Below are 15,531 nucleotides of genomic sequence, written 5' to 3' on the forward strand. Positions count from 1 at the left end.
TGTTGGGAGCAAAAAGCGTTCTGACCCCACAACAATGGAGGATCCATGGCACTGAGTGCATCCACTACCCTTCCCCACGGCGTCGACAAGGTCGCTGAGGTGTTCGCCAACGAGGACTTCCAGCGCCACACCAGCGAATTCGTGGGCGGCAGCCTCGAGTCCTTCACCGTGGACGGTGACGTTGCCGGAGCCTTCAGCACCACCTCGGTCCGCACCCTCCCCACCACCCGCCTGCCGGAAATCGCCCGCAAGTTCGTGGGTGAAACCCTCAAGGTGACGCAGGTGGAGAAGTGGGCCGCTCCGGCCGCCGACGGCTCCCGCCAGAGCAGCATCTCCCTCAAGATCGCGGGGGCACCGATCGACGTCACTGCCGTCCAGCGGCTCGTGGCCGACGGCGGCAGCACCCGCGTGGAGCTTGAGGGCACCGTCACCTCCTCCGTCCCGTTCCTGGGCGGGAAGATTGCCGAAGCAGCCGAGCCCATGGTGGGCAAGGCGCTGAACATCCAGTCGCAGCAGGCCCAGGCCTGGCTCGAAAGCCACTAAGGCCATGGACGTCCCCGCCGTGCTGGCCTGGATCCTGATCATCTCCGGCTTCTGGTCGCTCGTTGTGTGGCCCCAGTTCCTGCGCCGGGTGATGAAGGACCCGCGGGCGCGGGACACCGCCGGCAAGGCCACGAAGTTCCTCACGGTCCACGTGGTCCTCGTGGCGGTATCCATGGTTCTGGGTGCCGCCACGGCCGGAATCGGTATCGCGGCGCTGCTCGGCTGAGCGGCGCCGCCGGGGACTGGTCCCGAGCCGGCCGTGGCGGGTTCTGCTGTCGCGCTCAGGCACCCTCGGCTAAGCTGGCAGAAAAGGTGCGCCGGGAAGTCTGGTCGGCAATACGTTTGCCGACCCCCTGAGCAAGGAGCCCCAGTGGCCAGACCGCCCCTTCCTTCCCGCGCACGCCCGGTGTTTAGCCGCTCCACCTACAAGGAATACCTCCGGATAGCAGCCATCCTCCGGCTGGAGACCGTAAGCGGCGCTCTGCTCCTCGTTGCCACGGCCGCCGCCCTGATCTGGGCCAATTCCCCTGCGGCGGGCGCCTACTTCGGCCTGCGGGACCTGGAACTGGGCTTCGATCCCTGGCACCTCCGGCTGAGCGTGGGCCACTGGGCCTCGGACGGCCTGCTCGCGATCTTCTTCTTCATTGCCGGTCTGGAACTCAAGCGCGAGTTTGTTTCCGGCGAACTCCGCAGGCCGTCCCGGGCGATCGTTCCGGTGACCGCGGCAGCGGGCGGGGTGGCCGTGCCGGCCCTCATTTACGCCGCCGTCACCTGGAGCCAGGGTGCCGAAACCCTCAGGGGCTGGGCGATCCCCACGGCCACTGACATCGCGTTCGCGTTGGCCGTGCTGGCCGTCATCAATACCCACCTCCCCTCTGCGCTCAGGACCTTCCTGCTGACCCTGGCCGTGGTGGATGACCTGATCGCCATCGGGATCATCGCGTTCTTCTACTCCTCGGGCCTCGAGCCGGTTTTCCTGCTGGCCGCCTTGGTCCCGCTGGCGCTCTTTGCCCTGCTGGTGCAGAAACGCATCAGCCACTGGTACCTGCTGGTGCCGCTGGCCGGAGCCACCTGGGCCCTGGTGCATGCCTCCGGGATCCACGCCACCGTGGCCGGTGTCCTGCTCGGGTTCACCGTCCCGGTTCTCGTGTCACGCCGGGACCGCCACGCGGTGCGGGCCGCGGGCGGAGGCCATGGCGCCGGCCACGCAGCGGGAATGGCCGAACGCCTGGAACACGTGCTGCGGCCGGTCTCCGCCGGACTCGCGGTGCCCGTCTTCGCCTTCTTCTCCGCCGGCGTCGCGATCGGCGGTGCCGCCGGGATCGCCTCCGCCCTGGCCGACCCCGTGGCGTTGGGAATCGTGGCTGCCCTGGTCGCGGGCAAGGCCATCGGCGTCTTCGGTGCCACCTACGCCGTCACCAGGACCACCCGGGCAAAGCTCGACGACGGGCTGAAGTGGATCGACGTTGCCGGCCTGTCGCTGCTCGCGGGGGTGGGCTTCACGGTGTCCCTGCTGATCGCGGAACTTAGCTTCGGGCCCGGCTCGGTGCACGATGATCACGCGAAGGTGGCCATCCTGGCCGGCTCGCTGACGGCGTCGGCGATTGCCGCCGTCGTGCTTAAGGCCCGAAACCGGCACTACCGCCGGGTGGAGCTTGAGGAAAAGCGGGACGACGACGGCGACGGCGTGCCGGATGTTTTCGAGCGGACCGGCTGACAGCCCAACGGCTGAACTGCGGGCTACGCGGCCTGGTTCAGGGCGTCCTCCGCGGCAACCCAGGAGATCATGGCGCACTTCACCCGCGCTGCATAGCGGGCGACGCCCTCAAAGGCGGCGGCGTCGCCGAGTACTTCGGGATCCGCATGGACTTTCCCGCGCGAGCGCAGGACCTCGCGGAAGTTGCCGATCACCGAGCGCAGTTCCTCCACGGACATGCCTTCGGCCATCTCGCTCAGCACGGACGCGGACGCCATGGAAATCGAGCAGCCGGCGCCGTCCCAGGCCAGCTGGGCAACGGTTCCGTGATCCACGGCAACACGCAGGGTGACCTCGTCGCCGCATACGGGGTTCAGCTGGTGCGACTGGCCGGTGGACGCGCCTTCGGGAGCCGGCGTGTCCGACAGGCCGCTGCCATGCCTGGCCTTGGAATGGTCCAGGATGATCTGCTGGTAAAGCTGGTCGAGGCTCATGCTCAGGTACCTGTCTTCGTGTAGCCGGGCACTAGACCCGGAAGTAGGCGCGGACCCCGGACACTGCATCCAGGAATTCGTCGACGTCGTCGGTGGTGTTGTACAAGTAGGCGCTGGCCCGTGTGGTGGCCGTCAGGCCCAGGCGCCGGTGCAGCGGCTGGGCGCAGTGGTGGCCCACGCGGACGGCGATTCCGCGTGCGTCCAGGAACTGGCCGACGTCGTGGGCGTGGACACCGGCGACGTCGAACGCCGCCAGGCCGATGCGGTCCTGGCCGGACGCCGGGCCGAGCACGCGGACACCGTCGATGCGTTCGAGGCCGGCCACCATGCGCTGGCCCAGTTCGGACTCCCAGTGGTGCACGCGGTCGATCCCGGTCTCCGTCAGGTAATTGACCGCTGCGGCGAGGGCCACGGCCTGGGAGATTTTCTGCGTCCCGGCCTCGAACCGCTGCGGCGAGGGAAGGTATTCGGCCCGTTCCATGGTCACGGTGGTGATCATGGAGCCTCCGGTCTGATAGGGAGGCAGCACGTCCAGGAGCTCCTGCTTGCCGTACAGCACGCCGATGCCGGTGGGGCCGAGCATCTTATGGCCCGAAAATACGGCAAAGTCGACGTCCAGCTCCTTGACGTCAAGGGACAGATGCGGTGCCGACTGGCACGCATCCAGCACCGCCAGCGCACCGGCGCGCCGGGCCAAGGCCACGAGTTCACTGACCGGATTGATCGTGCCGAGCACGTTGGACGCGTGGGTGAAGGCCAGCAGCCTGGTGCGCTCCCCGACGATTTCCGCGGCCTGGTCCAGGCGCAGCGATCCTGAGTCGTCGATCGGGATGTGCCGCAGCGTGGCCCCGGTCCGGTAAGCCAGTTCCTGCCAGGGAATCAGGTTGGCGTGGTGCTCCATTTCGGTGACCACGATCTCGTCGCCCGGGCCAAGGGCCAGTTCCCGCAGCCGCGCATCGCCGCGCCCCTGCGCCGCCCACAGGCTGGCGTTGGAGAGCGCATAGCTGATGAGGTTCAGGCCCTCGGTGGCGTTGGACGTCCAGACGATTTCCTCAAACTGCGCCCCGACGAAGTCGGCAACAGTCTGCCGGGCGTCTTCGAACACCTCCGTGGCCTCAACGGCGAGGTGGTGCGCGCCGCGGTGCACGGCGGCATTCCGCTGCTCGTAGAACTCCTGTTCGGCCTCGATGACGCTCAGGGGATTCTGTGACGTGGCACCGGAGTCCAGGTAGATCAGCGGACGGCCATTGACCAGCTGGTCCAGTACGGGAAAGTCGTTCCGGATCCGCAAGACCTCAGCGTTGTCCATGGCGGGGAGGGCACGCGAGAGCGTGGGTGGCGTTGATACGACGGCCAATGGGACTCCTTGGGGTGCCTTGAGGTATGTCTCAATTGTCCCACAGCACAGTAAAGGCGGCCCTTCCCCGGGAAAGGCCGCCCTGACTGTGCCGGTATCCTCCGGCACGCCTATCAGTTATAAGGGCCGGCGACGGCTGGGGGGAGAGCCTCGGTCTCAGAAGGCTCTGACGTCGCCGGCCCCGTCTTCACCCGGGCCGCTGTGGCCGGAAGTATGCGGATCGAGACCTGCACTGCCTGGCGGCAGCTGAGGCGGTGCACCTGGACACCGCTTCTGCTGCCTCTCTCAGTTAATCGCGCACTGCCGTTTCCGGCACGAGTATTGTGTACTCGTTTTTTCGGGTGATCGACTACTGGTCCGCGCAGGCGGCCCTGCCGCGGCCCGAACGGCGCGGATTTCGCGCAGCTACGTCTTGGGTAGGGCTATTTCCTGGGCCGGACTATTTTCCTGGGCAGCGCTACTTTGTGGGCGAGGCTATTTCTTGGGCAGCGCGAGGGCGAGCTCATCGCGCCGGCGGACGCCGAGTTTGACGTAGCTTCTGTACAGATGGCCCTCGACGGTCCTGACCGACACCATGAGCTGCTGGGCAATCTCGCGGTCGGAGAGCCCCTGCACCGCCAGTTCCACGATGTCCCGCTCGCGGCGGGTCAGGTGGACGCTCGGAACCGAGGCGATGAACGGGCTTTCCCTGAACCGCTCGCCCAGTTCCTCGTCGCACTTCTCCCGGTGGGCCACAGCCTGCCGGGCGCGCCGGCGCTCCCCTGCGCCGTCCAGCAGGGCACCCGCCCGGGCGTACCCCTCACGCGCCAGGTTGATGAGTCCCGCTTCCTCCAGTCCGGCGGCGGTCTCCATGAGGACGTCAGCGTCCTCCGAGGCCCACGCCTGGGCCAGCTGCCGCCACCCAGCAGCCCACCGGCCTTCAACGGTAGCGGCCAGCGAGGCAAGCTCCTCGATGACCGACCGGTCCCCAAGATCGGAACACAGGATCAGGCATTCCATCCTGATCCCCGGCTGGGCGGCAACAGGGTCCGACGCCGCCAGCTCCCGGAGTTTGTCCAGCCCGCTGCCCTTCCGGTCCAGATACTCCGCGGCAGCCGCCGCGTATGCCTCTGCCAAGAGGTCGTACCCCGGGCCGCTGGCGTGGCGCGCGGCGATGAAGTCCTGTTCGAGCCGCTTGGCCTGAGCGGTGTCCCCCAGCCGGGCTGCCGCGTAGAAGGCCAGCGCCGAGCCGAACCTGAACTCCTGGAGCGGGTCGTTGACGCGAAGGGCCTCGACGGCGGGCAGGAGAACCTGATAGCCGCGTTCCAGCTGCCCTTGCCGCAGGAACCCGAGGCCGCGCAGCACCTGGATTCCGCCGCCAAACGTGGCTGCCCCCTCGGCCCGCTCCGGCGCGTAGGTCGACAACTCGTGCTCCGCCGATTCCCAGTTGCCGGCTGCAAGGGACGTCGCGACAAGGCGGGTCAGGACGAACTCATTAAAGAAGTACAGGCCCCCCTGCAGTGCAGGCAGCGACGGTGCCGCCGTCAGGGCGGCAGCGTGACCCTGGTGTGCCAACCCGGCCGACGCCAGGGTTTGTGCGAGCAGGGCCTGAGCCACCGCGTGAGTGATCTCGCCGACGGACGCGGCGCGGAGGTCCGCCCTGGACCGTCCACTGCCCTGCCCTGCGGTCTCCCCGCCAATGACTGTCCCGGGGCCGCGAGCGTCGGCAACACCGGCGTACCCGAGCGCGGCAATGACTTTGCGTATCCTCTCGTGATCGCCGGTGTCTGCCATCTCGAGCAACGCGTGGATCCGGTCCTGCCAGGAATCGGCCACTTCGTGTCCGGCGGTTTCGAGTTGGTGCCGGGATTCGGCCCGAAGGAGCTGGGCGGACTTGCCCAGCGCCAAATGGGCTGACGCCCGGAGCATGAGAATGTGCGGAGCCTCAGGATCCCGTGCCAGCTCAAGCCAGCATCCGTCCAGGAGGGACGCGGCTTCCCGGTATTTGCCTTCGTTGAAAAGTGCCCTCGCGGTGATGGACTCCGCGTGGGCCAGCAGTTCCGGGGCCTTGACGTGCGCCGTCATAAGCCGGGCACCGGCATTGTTGAACATGGTCACAGCCAGCAGCGCAGCGTCCAGCAGGTCCGGATCAGGCACGTCCATGCCGCATTCGAGTGACCACTCGACCATCCGCAGCCTGCCTTCGGCGCCGGCGTTCCTGGTGTCCAGGTACCCGTCGAGCTTTTGTCGCAGCTGCAGGCTCCTGGAGACTGACACCTGGTGCCGCATGGATTGGCCCAGGATGGGATGCCACAGCCGCAGTTCGCTTTGCCGGCCGGTGGATTCGCTCACGATCTGGTTGTCCAACAGGGACCGGACTACGGCGGCCCCGCACACGTCTTCGATCAGGCTGCGCTGCACGGGTTCGGCGAGGGCGATGACGCGTAGGGCATCCTGTTCCTCCGGGGTTCTGCGGAGGAGGTCCTTGACCACGACGTCAGAGAGCCTGGGCCCGTCGGCCGGCAGGGAACCCAGGAGCAGCCAGATCCCGTTCCGTTTGACGAGGGTTCCGTCCGCGACCGCATCGCTGAGCAGGCAGTTCAGGAGCAAAGGGTTGCCGCCTGACGCCGACGACAGCGACTGCACGGTGCCTGCCGGGACAGTCCCCTGGAGGGTGTGTTCCACCACCTCTGTCACCTGGTCCCCGGTGAGGGGCCTGAGGTCCACGCGCTCAGCGAGGCCGTCGTACCACAGCTGGTTCAGTGCCTGGGGCAGTCCGGGACGTGGACGGCCGGCGGCCAGAACGCTGGCCCACCCGGCCGACATCATGTCCACCACCAGGCTTGCGGTGGCGTCGTCAAGGTGGTGGGCGTCGTCCACGACAAGGAGCAAGGGAACGTCGTTGACCCCTTTGAGCTGCTGAAAATAGGTCCAGACCGCCCTGAGGACGGCCACCGGGGAGTCCGCCTCTTCCGCGGGGAGTTCAGCCGTATACGGGGCCAGCACACCATAAGGAACCTTGGCGAGCGAGGAGCTGCCATGGATGCGCAGGATGGTCATTTCCGAGGCCATCTGGTCGCTGACGGCATCCGTGACCGAGGACTTCCCGAGGCCGGGCCCCGCCATGAGGTAGACAGCCTGGCTCGCCCGGCTGCGGATAATGCTGCAGACGTGCTCAATCACTTCCCGGCGGCCCGTGAGCTGCCTCTGCTCGGATTCCGCTTTCACGCGGCCATTAGACGAGTCCAGGCAGATCACCCCTGGAAGTCACGCCGAGCTTGGTGAAGACCTGATACAGGTGGCCTTCAACGGTGCGCACGGAGACGCCCATCTCCAGGGCAATATCCTTGTTGGAGACGCCCTTGCCCGCCAGCCTGGAAATCTGCCGCTCACGGGCGGTCAGAAGGGGGCTGCCGCTACTGGGCACGATCGGCAGGCTGGGCACTGTGGCGGTGAGGTTGTCCAGCCTGGCCTGCGCGATGCGGGCGGAGGCGGAGTCGCCGGAGTGCCTGGCAAAGTCCACAGCGAGCGCAACGCACCGTGCCTCGACCGCGTCCAGTTCCAGCTCGGCTGCTAGGTGCGCGCCCTCCAGAAGCACCTTGGCATCCTTGGTGCGGCTGCCCACGGCGATCAGGCGCGAGATCTCCGCCAGCTTTCCCTGCCGGTGGCCGGCTACCTCCTCCAGCAGCCGGAAGTCGTCGTCGGTGCCGTTGACGGTGGCACCCAGCAGGCTGATCCCCGCGAGGGTGTACCGGCCGGCGGCGATGTCGCGCCGGGCCGTCTCCAGCAGCCGCTTAACGGCGTCGGTGTCACCCAGCCACCTTCCGGCCATATCAGCGCAGAAATCGGTGATGGTCTGGGTGCCGAAGTTGCACGGGCCCCTCGCGCCCCGCAGCTTGTCGAGGTACTTGCGGGACTGTCCGGCGTTGCCGATCTGGGCGTAAGCGAAGGCCGTGGCTGCATAGGCGGCCTGGAGCATGTTCAGGACCGGGCGCAGTTCCAGCTGTGCCACAGCGGACAGCAGCGAATCCAGTGCAACGGCACCGCGGCCGGAATATACGTAGGCGATTCCGGTGGCCAGCTCGGTGGCTGACGTACGGTGGGCCAGACGGCGCTCCGCCTGGCCTTTCGGCGGACCGACCAGGTCCAGGCACCGCTGCCATTGGCCGGCCTGCAGCAGCACGCCGAAGGCCGTCATCGCGAACTTCTCGCGCAGTCCGGTCATGGGTCCGGCGTCGGAAAGCTGGCCGCCAACCCGCCGCATCAGCTGGAGGGCGTCCATCTCCCTGCCGACGGCGGAGAGGGCCTGCATCAGGATCATGGAGGCCTGGATGCGGAAAGCCGTGTCCTTGTTGGTTGCCGGATCCGCGGCTTGCTCCAGCGCCTCGATCATGGGGGCGTAGTCGCCGATGAAGGTCTTGTACTCGAACTCGGTCAGCGTGAGGCGGTTCATGGCCGCACCCAGCGGCTCCGGCCAGGTGGTGGCCATGCCGGGGGACACGCCCAGGCGCGCGCGCGCCCTTTCCAACTCAGCGGGGACGTTGCCGGTCAGTTCCGGCAGCCAGACCATGACCCGGCACTTGTGTGCCACAGCGTTGGCGAAGTCCTCCACGCCGAGCTGGTCCAGCTGGGCCTGTGAAATGTCGTCGAGGGCTGCCATGGCCTGCAGCGGCAGATCCAGCAGCAGGTAGGCGGAGCCCTTGTGCTGCTGCCCCACGACCCATTCGGCGTCGGTCCTCTTGAGGCTCTCGAGGCAGCTGAGCGCAAACCTTGGGTCGAACAGCTGCACGGCCGCCTCTGCCGCGGCCACTGCCAGGGCCGGGCTGAGTTCCGCCTGGCATTCGCGCGTCCAGGCGGCGAATTCAATGCGCTCTTCCATGGACAGGTTGGTCAGCTCGGGTTCCGCCCCGTTCAGCAGCTGGTCCCGGAGCTCCCGCCGGCGAGAAATGCTCAGCCAGGAACGGACGACATCCCCCAGGTACTGTTCCCGCAGGGATACCCAGCGGGCCTCGGTGTCCCCAACGGTGAGCAGGCCGGCATCCTCCATGTCTGCCACCGTTGCGGTGCCATAGATTTCAGTCAGCCGGGCAAGGGACACCCGGCGGGCACAGGACAGCATTTCGATGACCTCGCGGGTCTCCGGGGTTTCACGGGACCAGCGGGAGCGGACAATGTCATCGAGCCCGGTTGCGCCGTCCAGCACCACCTTGTCCCGCAACGTCCAGACGGAGTCGGACAGGACGAGGTTTCCTGACTGCTGCTGCTCCGTAACGAGCGCTTTGAGCAGCAGCGGGTTGCCGCCGACGATGGCGTGATACGTGCTCACGAGCGAGGCTGACACCCGGTGGCCGAGCAGGGTGAGAAGCACCTGCCGGGTCTGCAGTTCGTTGAGGTTCTCCAGCCGCACTTCGGTGAGCCGGCGGTCCGTGAGTAGCCAGTGGAAATCTGCGGGAAGGTCGCTGGTGCCGGGGGCAATGGCGATCACCCTGGCGGTGCGCGTGAGCATGATGTTCAGGAGGACGCCGGCGCTCATGTCGTCGATCATGCCGGTGGTGTCCAGGGTGATGACACAGTCCCGGCCTGCGGCGTCGCTGCGGATGAGGGACGTGATCCCTTGGAGGATGGCCGTGGGTGAACCCATGGCCGTTTGCGGAAGCCTTGCGAGCAGGAAAGCCAGGCAGCCGTAGGAAGTCTGTGAACCGGTCAGGGGGCTGCGGAGCTGAATCGCCCAGACGTCAGGGCCAAGTTCCGCCACCGCGGTGCGTGCGAGCGAGGATTTTCCCACACCCCGGGCACCGGTAATTACTACCCCCAGGGAATCGGGATCCGTCAGCGCATTGCGGATGGCCTCGAGGTCGGCACTACGCGCCGGAACCGACCATCGTTGAAGGTCCGTTCCGCCGGCAGCCGCTGGCCCGGCCAGCACGCCCGCCGTAGACCCACGTCCCCAGCTCAGTGGCTCAATTGACATGAACTTTTCCTTACATCCCGCTTGGCAGGATCAAGGCCCCATCGCCTCCCCCGCTTAGAAGAAGACTACCCCGATACCCCCGCCGTAAAACAGGGCATGGAATCACATTTCGCAGACCTTGAGGCGACCTTGATATTCGGCGTGCGGAATATGAATTCGCCGCTCAAACTTTCGCGGGATGAAACCTCTGTTGTGCAGCGGCCAGGCCATCCCTGATCAGGAGTTCGACGGCGTCCGAGGCGTCGTCCAGCAGGAACGGCAGCTCCTTTTTCTCGGCAGGGGCGAAATCCCGCAGGACGTAATCTGCGGTGTCCATCCGGCCCGGCGGCCGGCCGACGCCCACACGGACGCGAAGGTAGTCCTTGGTGGCGAGCCCCTTGGAGATGTCCCGAAGGCCGTTATGGCCCCCCTCCCCGCCGCCGATCTTGAGTTTCACCGTATTAAAGGGAATGTCGATTTCGTCATGGACGGCCACCACCCGGGACGGGTCAACGTCGTAGAACCTGGCCAGGGCGGACACCGGGCCACCGGAGACGTTCATGTACGTGGCGGGTTTCGCCAGCACCAGGCGCGGGCCCCCTATTCCGAGCCGGCCTTCGAGGACCTGGGCCCTTGACTTGTGGGCCTTGAAGTTCCCGCCGATGCGCGCGGCCAGTTCGTCGAGGACCATCTGGCCCACGTTGTGCCGGTTGCGGCTGTACTCGGGTCCGGGGTTTCCGAGGCCTACGATCAGCCAGGTGTCAGTCATGCATCAATCCTAAATTGGTCGCCGGGCGGGCCGGCAACGGTGCGGGCCGGGAGTGGTTTCCGGCGGTTCCCCGCCGGTACGCCAGTGGCCGGGCCCGAACGGGACCCGGCCACTGATACACGGTGCGTGAAGGCACCGCGAAGTGAAACGCAGTGATTACTCGGCGGAAGCTTCGGCCGGGGCTGCCACTGCGGCTGCTTCTTCGCCTTCTTCTTCGCCAGCCTCAGTGGCTTCGGAGATGTTGACGACCAGGGCATCGGCGTCGGTCAGCAGCACGGAGCCCTTCGGGAGGACGAGGTCGGAGGCGTGGATGTGCTCGCCGGCCGTGCGGCCTTCGATGTCGACCTCGACGGCGGTGGGCAGGTGGGTTGCCTCGGCCTCGAGGGAGACAACGGTGAGCTCGAGGTTGTGAACGGTGCCCGGGGCGGTTTCGCCGGACACGTGCACGGCAACATCCACGGTGACCTTCTCGCCCTGGCGGACGGTCAGGAGGTCGATGTGCTCGATGATCTGCTTGATCGGGTTGCGCTGGATGTCCTTGACGAGGGCAAGGTGTGCCTCGCCGTTGATGTCCAGGGACAGCAGGGCGTTGGCGGTGCGCACAGCCAGCGTGGTGGCCTTGGCGGGCAGCGTGATGTGGATGGGCTCTGCACCGTGGCCGTAGATGACAGCCGGGATCTTGCCGGCCATGCGGGCGCGGCGGGCGAAGCCCTTGCCGAATTCGGCGCGTACTTCTGCTGCGAGCTTCTGCTCAGACATAGTGTTCTCCTGGTGGCTTTACTGTGTTGATCACGACTGTGTTCAACAAAACTGTGTTCAGCAAGGGCGGAGGTCTGTAGCGACCTTCAACGCCGGGCGGCCGGAGGGCGGCCCTTCCAGAAGGGAGTTTCAGACCCAGTCGATAACGGAGACCAGCAGTCCGGTTTTCCGGAGGTGCTCTCCCTCGCCAAGGTATCGGGAAAAATCCTACCAGCGTTGTGCCCGATTACTGAAAACGGGCACAACGCCGGCCGGATGGTTTAAGCCAGGGTGTCAGGCGTTGCCGTCGAACAGGCTGGTGACCGAACCGTCGTCGAACACCTCACGGATGGCGCGCGCAATCAGCGGAGCGATGGAGAGGACGGTGAGCTGCGGGAAGCGCTTGTCTGCCGGAATGGGCAGGGTGTCTGTGACCACCACTTCACGGGCGCCGGACTCGGACAGCCGGCGCGCGGCGGGATCGGAGAACACCGCGTGCGTGGCGGCGATGATGACGTCCTTGGCGCCGGCGTTCTTGAGCACCTGGACGGCGCCGGAGATGGTTCCGCCGGTGTCGATCATGTCGTCGATCAGGACGCAGGTGCGGCCTTCGATCTGGCCCACGACGGTCTTGGACACAGCCTGGTTCGGAACCGTGAGGTCGCGGCTCTTGTGCACGAACGCCAGCGGCGCGCCGCCAAGGCGCTCAGCCCACTGTTCGGCAACCCGGACGCGGCCGGTGTCCGGCGAAACGACGGTGATGTTGTCCGCGGCGACCCGGGTTCGGATGTAGTCGGCCAGCAGCGGGATGGCCATGAGGTGGTCCACGGGGCCGTCGAAGAAGCCCTGGATCTGGGAGGTGTGCAGGTCCACGCTCATGATGCGGTCGGCACCGGCGGTCTTGTACAGGTCCGCCACAAGGCGGGCCGAGATCGGCTCGCGGCCGCGGCCCTTTTTGTCCTGGCGGGAGTACGGGTAGAAGGGGGACACCACGGTGATCCGCTTGGCCGAGGCCCGCTTGAGCGAATCAATCATGATCAGCTGTTCCATGAGCCAGTTGTTCAGGGGTGCCGGGTGGGCCTGGATGACGAAGGCGTCGGTTCCGCGGACGCTCTCGCCGGCACGGACGTAGATCTCGCCGTTGGCAAAATCATAGGCGTCGACAGGCAGCAGCTCGGTGCCCAGCTCCTTGGCGATTTCCCGGGCAAGCTCCGGGTGGGCACGCCCTGCGGCGAGCACCAGCTTCTTCTCGCCGCGAGCCGTAATTTCGGTCATGGTTGCTTGCCCTCTTCTGTAGATGCCGGGGAATTTGGGGAATCTTTGCGGGCTTCGCGGGCGGCTGCGGCTTCTGCCAGTTCCGCGGACAGCGTGCCCGGGCGGTTGGCTTTAACCCAGCCCTCGGCATTGCGCTGCGCGGCCATGGACAGCGCCAGGGCGCCTGCGGGTACGTCCTTGCGGATCACGGCTCCGGCGCCGCTGTAGGCACCGTCCCCCACCGTGACGGGTGCGACGAATACTGTGTTGGAGCCGGTGCGGACGCCCGAGCCGATCACCGTGCGGTGCTTCTTCTCGCCGTCGTAATTGGCTGTGATGTTGCCGCAGCCGATGTTGGTGTCTTCGCCGATTTCGGCGTCCCCGGCGTAGCCCAGGTGCGACAGCTTGGAGCCGCGGCCGATCTTCACGTTCTTGGTTTCGTAGAAGGCGCCGATCTTGCCGGTGTCCCCCAGGATGGTGCCCGGGCGCAGGTAGGTGAACGGTCCGACGCTCGCGCCCGCGCCGATTTCCGCGCCCGAACCGTGCGTGCGCGTCACCTTGGCGCCTTCGCCGATGCGGACATCGGTCAGGGTGGAGTCGGGGCCGACGACGGCGTCCCTCGCCACGGTGGTGCTGCCGTGCAGTTGGGTGTTGGGCAGGATCCGGACGTCCTCCGCCAGGGTGACGGTGGAGTCGATCCACGTGGTGGCGGGATCCACCACGGTGACCCCCGCGCGCATCCAGGACTCCACGGTCCGGCGGTTGTGCTCGGCGCCGAGGGCGGCGAGCTGCACGCGGTCATTGGCGCCCTCGACCTGCCAGCGGTCCGAGGTGACCACGGCCGCGACCCGGCCGCCGGCCTCGCGGGCCAGCCCCAGGACGTCGGTGAGGTATTTCTCGCCCTGCGAGTTGTCGGTGGTGACGTGCCGGAGGGCGTCCCTCAGCACGGCGGCGTCGAAGGCGTAGATCCCGGAGTTGATCTCGCGGATCTCGCGCTCGGCGTCGGTGGCATCCTTGTGCTCGCGGATGCCGGTGACCGTTCCGTCTTCTCCGCGGAGGATGCGGCCGTACCCCGCGGCGTCGTCGAGGAGCGCGGTCAGCACAGTGATGGCGTTGCCCTCGACTTCGTGGGTATTGACGAGTTCAGCGAGCATCTCGCCGGTGAGGAGCGGGACATCGCCGTAGGTCACGACGACGGTACCCGCCACAGGGGTGTCGGCGTCGAGCGCCTCGAGCGCCACTTCAACGGCCCTTCCCGTGCCGGGAACGTCGTCCTGGTCCACGATGAGGGCCTCGGGATCGAGCTCCGCGAGGTGGGCTGCCACGCGGTCCCGTTCATGGCGGACCACGAGGGCAAGCCGCTGGGGGGTGATGCTGCGTGCGGCCAGCAAGGCGTGGCCGACCATGGAGCGGCCGCCGATTTCGTGGAGAATCTTGGGGGTACGGGACTTCATCCGGGTACCGGCACCTGCAGCTAGGACGATTACGGCGGCTGGGCCGGACTTCTCGGGGCTCACGTACGGGCTCTCCTTGCTCGGTTGCGCGGTACTACATGCGCGGCGTCCGAGCGTGTGCCCGGAACCGGCAACAGGCTTATCCTACTGGACACCTCTGATGCAGCAGTTCCGCCCATAGGATTCGAACCTATACTCCACGGCTCCAAAGGCCGGGGTGCTGCCATTACACCAGGGCGGACCACGCCAAGGCCCAGAGGCCGAGGCACGAGAACCAATTCTGCCACGAACGTTGATGCTCGTGCGACCTCGGACCGCACGGCCGCCGGTCCGCTCCGGGCAGCGCGCCGGGACCTGTCTCTTATACACATCTAGATGTGTATAAGAGACAGGCGCTTGACATAAGGCATGATGGGACGGTGAGCAACAGCACAGGGACGACTGACGGCGCGGGGAGCCGGACAGCAACGCCGGAGGCGGTCCCCGCGCGCATCCCGCGGTCCCGGATGACCGGGCCCCAGCGGCGTTCCCAGCTGGTGGAAGTGGGCCGGGGCCTCTTCGCGGTGCGCGGCCTGGACGGCACCACCATCGAGGAGATCGCCGCCGCGGCCGGGGTCTCAAAGCCCGTGATCTACGAACACTTCGGCTCGAAAGAGGGCCTGTACACGCAGGTGGTCGAATTTGAGTTCAAGATCCTGCTGGCATCCATCAATGACGCCCTGGCCGACGAAGCCAAGCCGAGGGTCCTCGTGGAGCGTGCCGCCCTGGCCCTGCTGACGTACATCGAGGACCGCACCGACGGCTTCCGCATCCTCATGCGTGACGCTCCCCCGTCCCAGCCCGAAGGCGCCTTTTCCACGCTGCTCTCGCATGTCACGGCCCGCGTCGAGCACATACTGTCCGACGAATTCGCCCGCCGCGGCTTCAGTGCGGCCGACGGCGCCATGTACGCCCAGATGCTCGTGGGGATGGTGGCGATGACCGGCCAGTGGTGGCAGGACAGCCGCCAGCCTGACAAACGCGCCGTGGCAGCGCACCTCGTGAACCTCGCCTGGAACGGGCTGACGGGCCTCAAGAAGGAACCCGAGCTCCGCAGCGAGTCCTAAGCCCTCGCCGTCTGTGGTCACCTACGCGGTGCAACGGCCCTTCGCCGTCGCTTAGACACAACGCATAGGTGACGCTACGGTCGCCGGGCGACCTTCACGCCACGATGCGTCGCGATGCGCGACTACGCGAAGGACCCCAGCACCGCTATTGCAAAAGTTCCGTTCGGGGACGCCCGCTGTTCCACAACGCT

Annotated in this window: 13 protein-coding genes and 1 tRNA gene; 4 read left to right on the top strand and 10 right to left on the bottom strand. The window is 66.9% G+C overall.

From position 1 onward, the window contains the following. The first annotated feature begins 45 nt into the window (after window positions 1-45). The 3 genes from B1A87_RS12025 (at window position 46) to nhaA (ending at window position 2,260) form a co-directional block, all read left to right on the top strand. Window positions 46-543 carry a DUF2505 domain-containing protein gene (locus tag B1A87_RS12025; protein ID WP_078030071.1) on the top strand — a complete coding sequence of 166 codons (498 nt, stop codon included), beginning with the start codon at window positions 46-48 and terminating at the stop codon, window positions 541-543. 4 nt (window positions 544-547) lie between these two features. After that, the gene (locus B1A87_RS12030; RefSeq protein WP_078030072.1) at window positions 548-769 is read left to right on the top strand and encodes an SCO4848 family membrane protein; all 222 of its coding nucleotides are present in this window, start codon (window positions 548-550) and stop codon (window positions 767-769) included. 144 nt (window positions 770-913) lie between these two features. Beyond that, window positions 914-2,260 carry a Na+/H+ antiporter NhaA gene (nhaA, locus tag B1A87_RS12035; RefSeq protein WP_078030073.1) on the top strand — a complete coding sequence of 449 codons (1,347 nt, stop codon included), beginning with the start codon at window positions 914-916 and terminating at the stop codon, window positions 2,258-2,260. Window positions 2,261-2,283: 23 nt separating this feature from the next. On the opposite strand, the gene sufU is transcribed toward nhaA, so the two are convergent. The 10 genes from sufU to B1A87_RS23875 all read right to left on the bottom strand — a co-directional run bounded on the left by sufU (window position 2,284) and on the right by B1A87_RS23875 (window position 14,727). Next, window positions 2,284-2,733, bottom strand: coding sequence for a Fe-S cluster assembly sulfur transfer protein SufU (gene sufU, locus B1A87_RS12040; protein ID WP_078030074.1), 450 nt, complete (start codon window positions 2,731-2,733; stop codon window positions 2,284-2,286). A 31-nt stretch (window positions 2,734-2,764) separates the two neighbouring features. After that, window positions 2,765-4,090 (bottom strand): SufS family cysteine desulfurase, encoded by a 1,326-nt coding sequence (locus tag B1A87_RS12045; RefSeq protein ID WP_078030075.1) that lies wholly within the window; start codon window positions 4,088-4,090, stop codon window positions 2,765-2,767. 474 nt (window positions 4,091-4,564) lie between these two features. Next, window positions 4,565-7,297, bottom strand: coding sequence for a LuxR family transcriptional regulator (locus B1A87_RS12050; protein WP_260680810.1), 2,733 nt, complete (start codon window positions 7,295-7,297; stop codon window positions 4,565-4,567). 7 nt (window positions 7,298-7,304) lie between these two features. After that, window positions 7,305-10,040, bottom strand: a complete 2,736-nt coding sequence (locus B1A87_RS12055; protein WP_078030076.1) for a LuxR C-terminal-related transcriptional regulator — start codon at window positions 10,038-10,040, stop codon at window positions 7,305-7,307. A 163-nt stretch (window positions 10,041-10,203) separates the two neighbouring features. Continuing rightward, window positions 10,204-10,788 (bottom strand): aminoacyl-tRNA hydrolase, encoded by a 585-nt coding sequence (gene pth / locus B1A87_RS12060; protein ID WP_078030077.1) that lies wholly within the window; start codon window positions 10,786-10,788, stop codon window positions 10,204-10,206. Between the two features lie 156 nt (window positions 10,789-10,944). Beyond that, complete coding sequence (locus B1A87_RS12065; RefSeq protein ID WP_078030078.1) at window positions 10,945-11,547, bottom strand: 50S ribosomal protein L25/general stress protein Ctc; 603 nt, start codon at window positions 11,545-11,547, stop codon at window positions 10,945-10,947. A 273-nt stretch (window positions 11,548-11,820) separates the two neighbouring features. Further along, entirely contained in the window at window positions 11,821-12,801 is a 981-nt protein-coding gene (locus B1A87_RS12070) for a ribose-phosphate diphosphokinase (RefSeq protein ID WP_078030079.1), read from the bottom strand. Beyond that, window positions 12,798-14,297, bottom strand: coding sequence for a bifunctional UDP-N-acetylglucosamine diphosphorylase/glucosamine-1-phosphate N-acetyltransferase GlmU (glmU, locus tag B1A87_RS12075; protein ID WP_078030080.1), 1,500 nt, complete (start codon window positions 14,295-14,297; stop codon window positions 12,798-12,800). Before glmU ends, B1A87_RS12070 begins: the two co-directional genes overlap by 4 nt. Window positions 14,298-14,403: 106 nt before the next feature. Then, a tRNA-Gln gene (locus B1A87_RS12080) sits at window positions 14,404-14,475 on the bottom strand. A gap of 120 nt (window positions 14,476-14,595) precedes the next feature. Then, on the bottom strand, window positions 14,596-14,727 hold the full coding sequence (locus tag B1A87_RS23875; protein ID WP_260680811.1) for a hypothetical protein: 132 nt from the start codon (window positions 14,725-14,727) through the stop codon (window positions 14,596-14,598). Window positions 14,728-14,740: 13 nt separating this feature from the next. Between B1A87_RS23875 and B1A87_RS12085 the strand changes: the two genes are divergently transcribed. Beyond that, window positions 14,741-15,340 carry a TetR/AcrR family transcriptional regulator gene (locus tag B1A87_RS12085; protein WP_078030081.1) on the top strand — a complete coding sequence of 200 codons (600 nt, stop codon included), beginning with the start codon at window positions 14,741-14,743 and terminating at the stop codon, window positions 15,338-15,340. Window positions 15,341-15,531: the final 191 nt, after the last annotated feature.

This window comes from Arthrobacter sp. KBS0703, from assembly GCF_002008315.2.
Classification (GTDB): domain Bacteria; phylum Actinomycetota; class Actinomycetes; order Actinomycetales; family Micrococcaceae; genus Arthrobacter.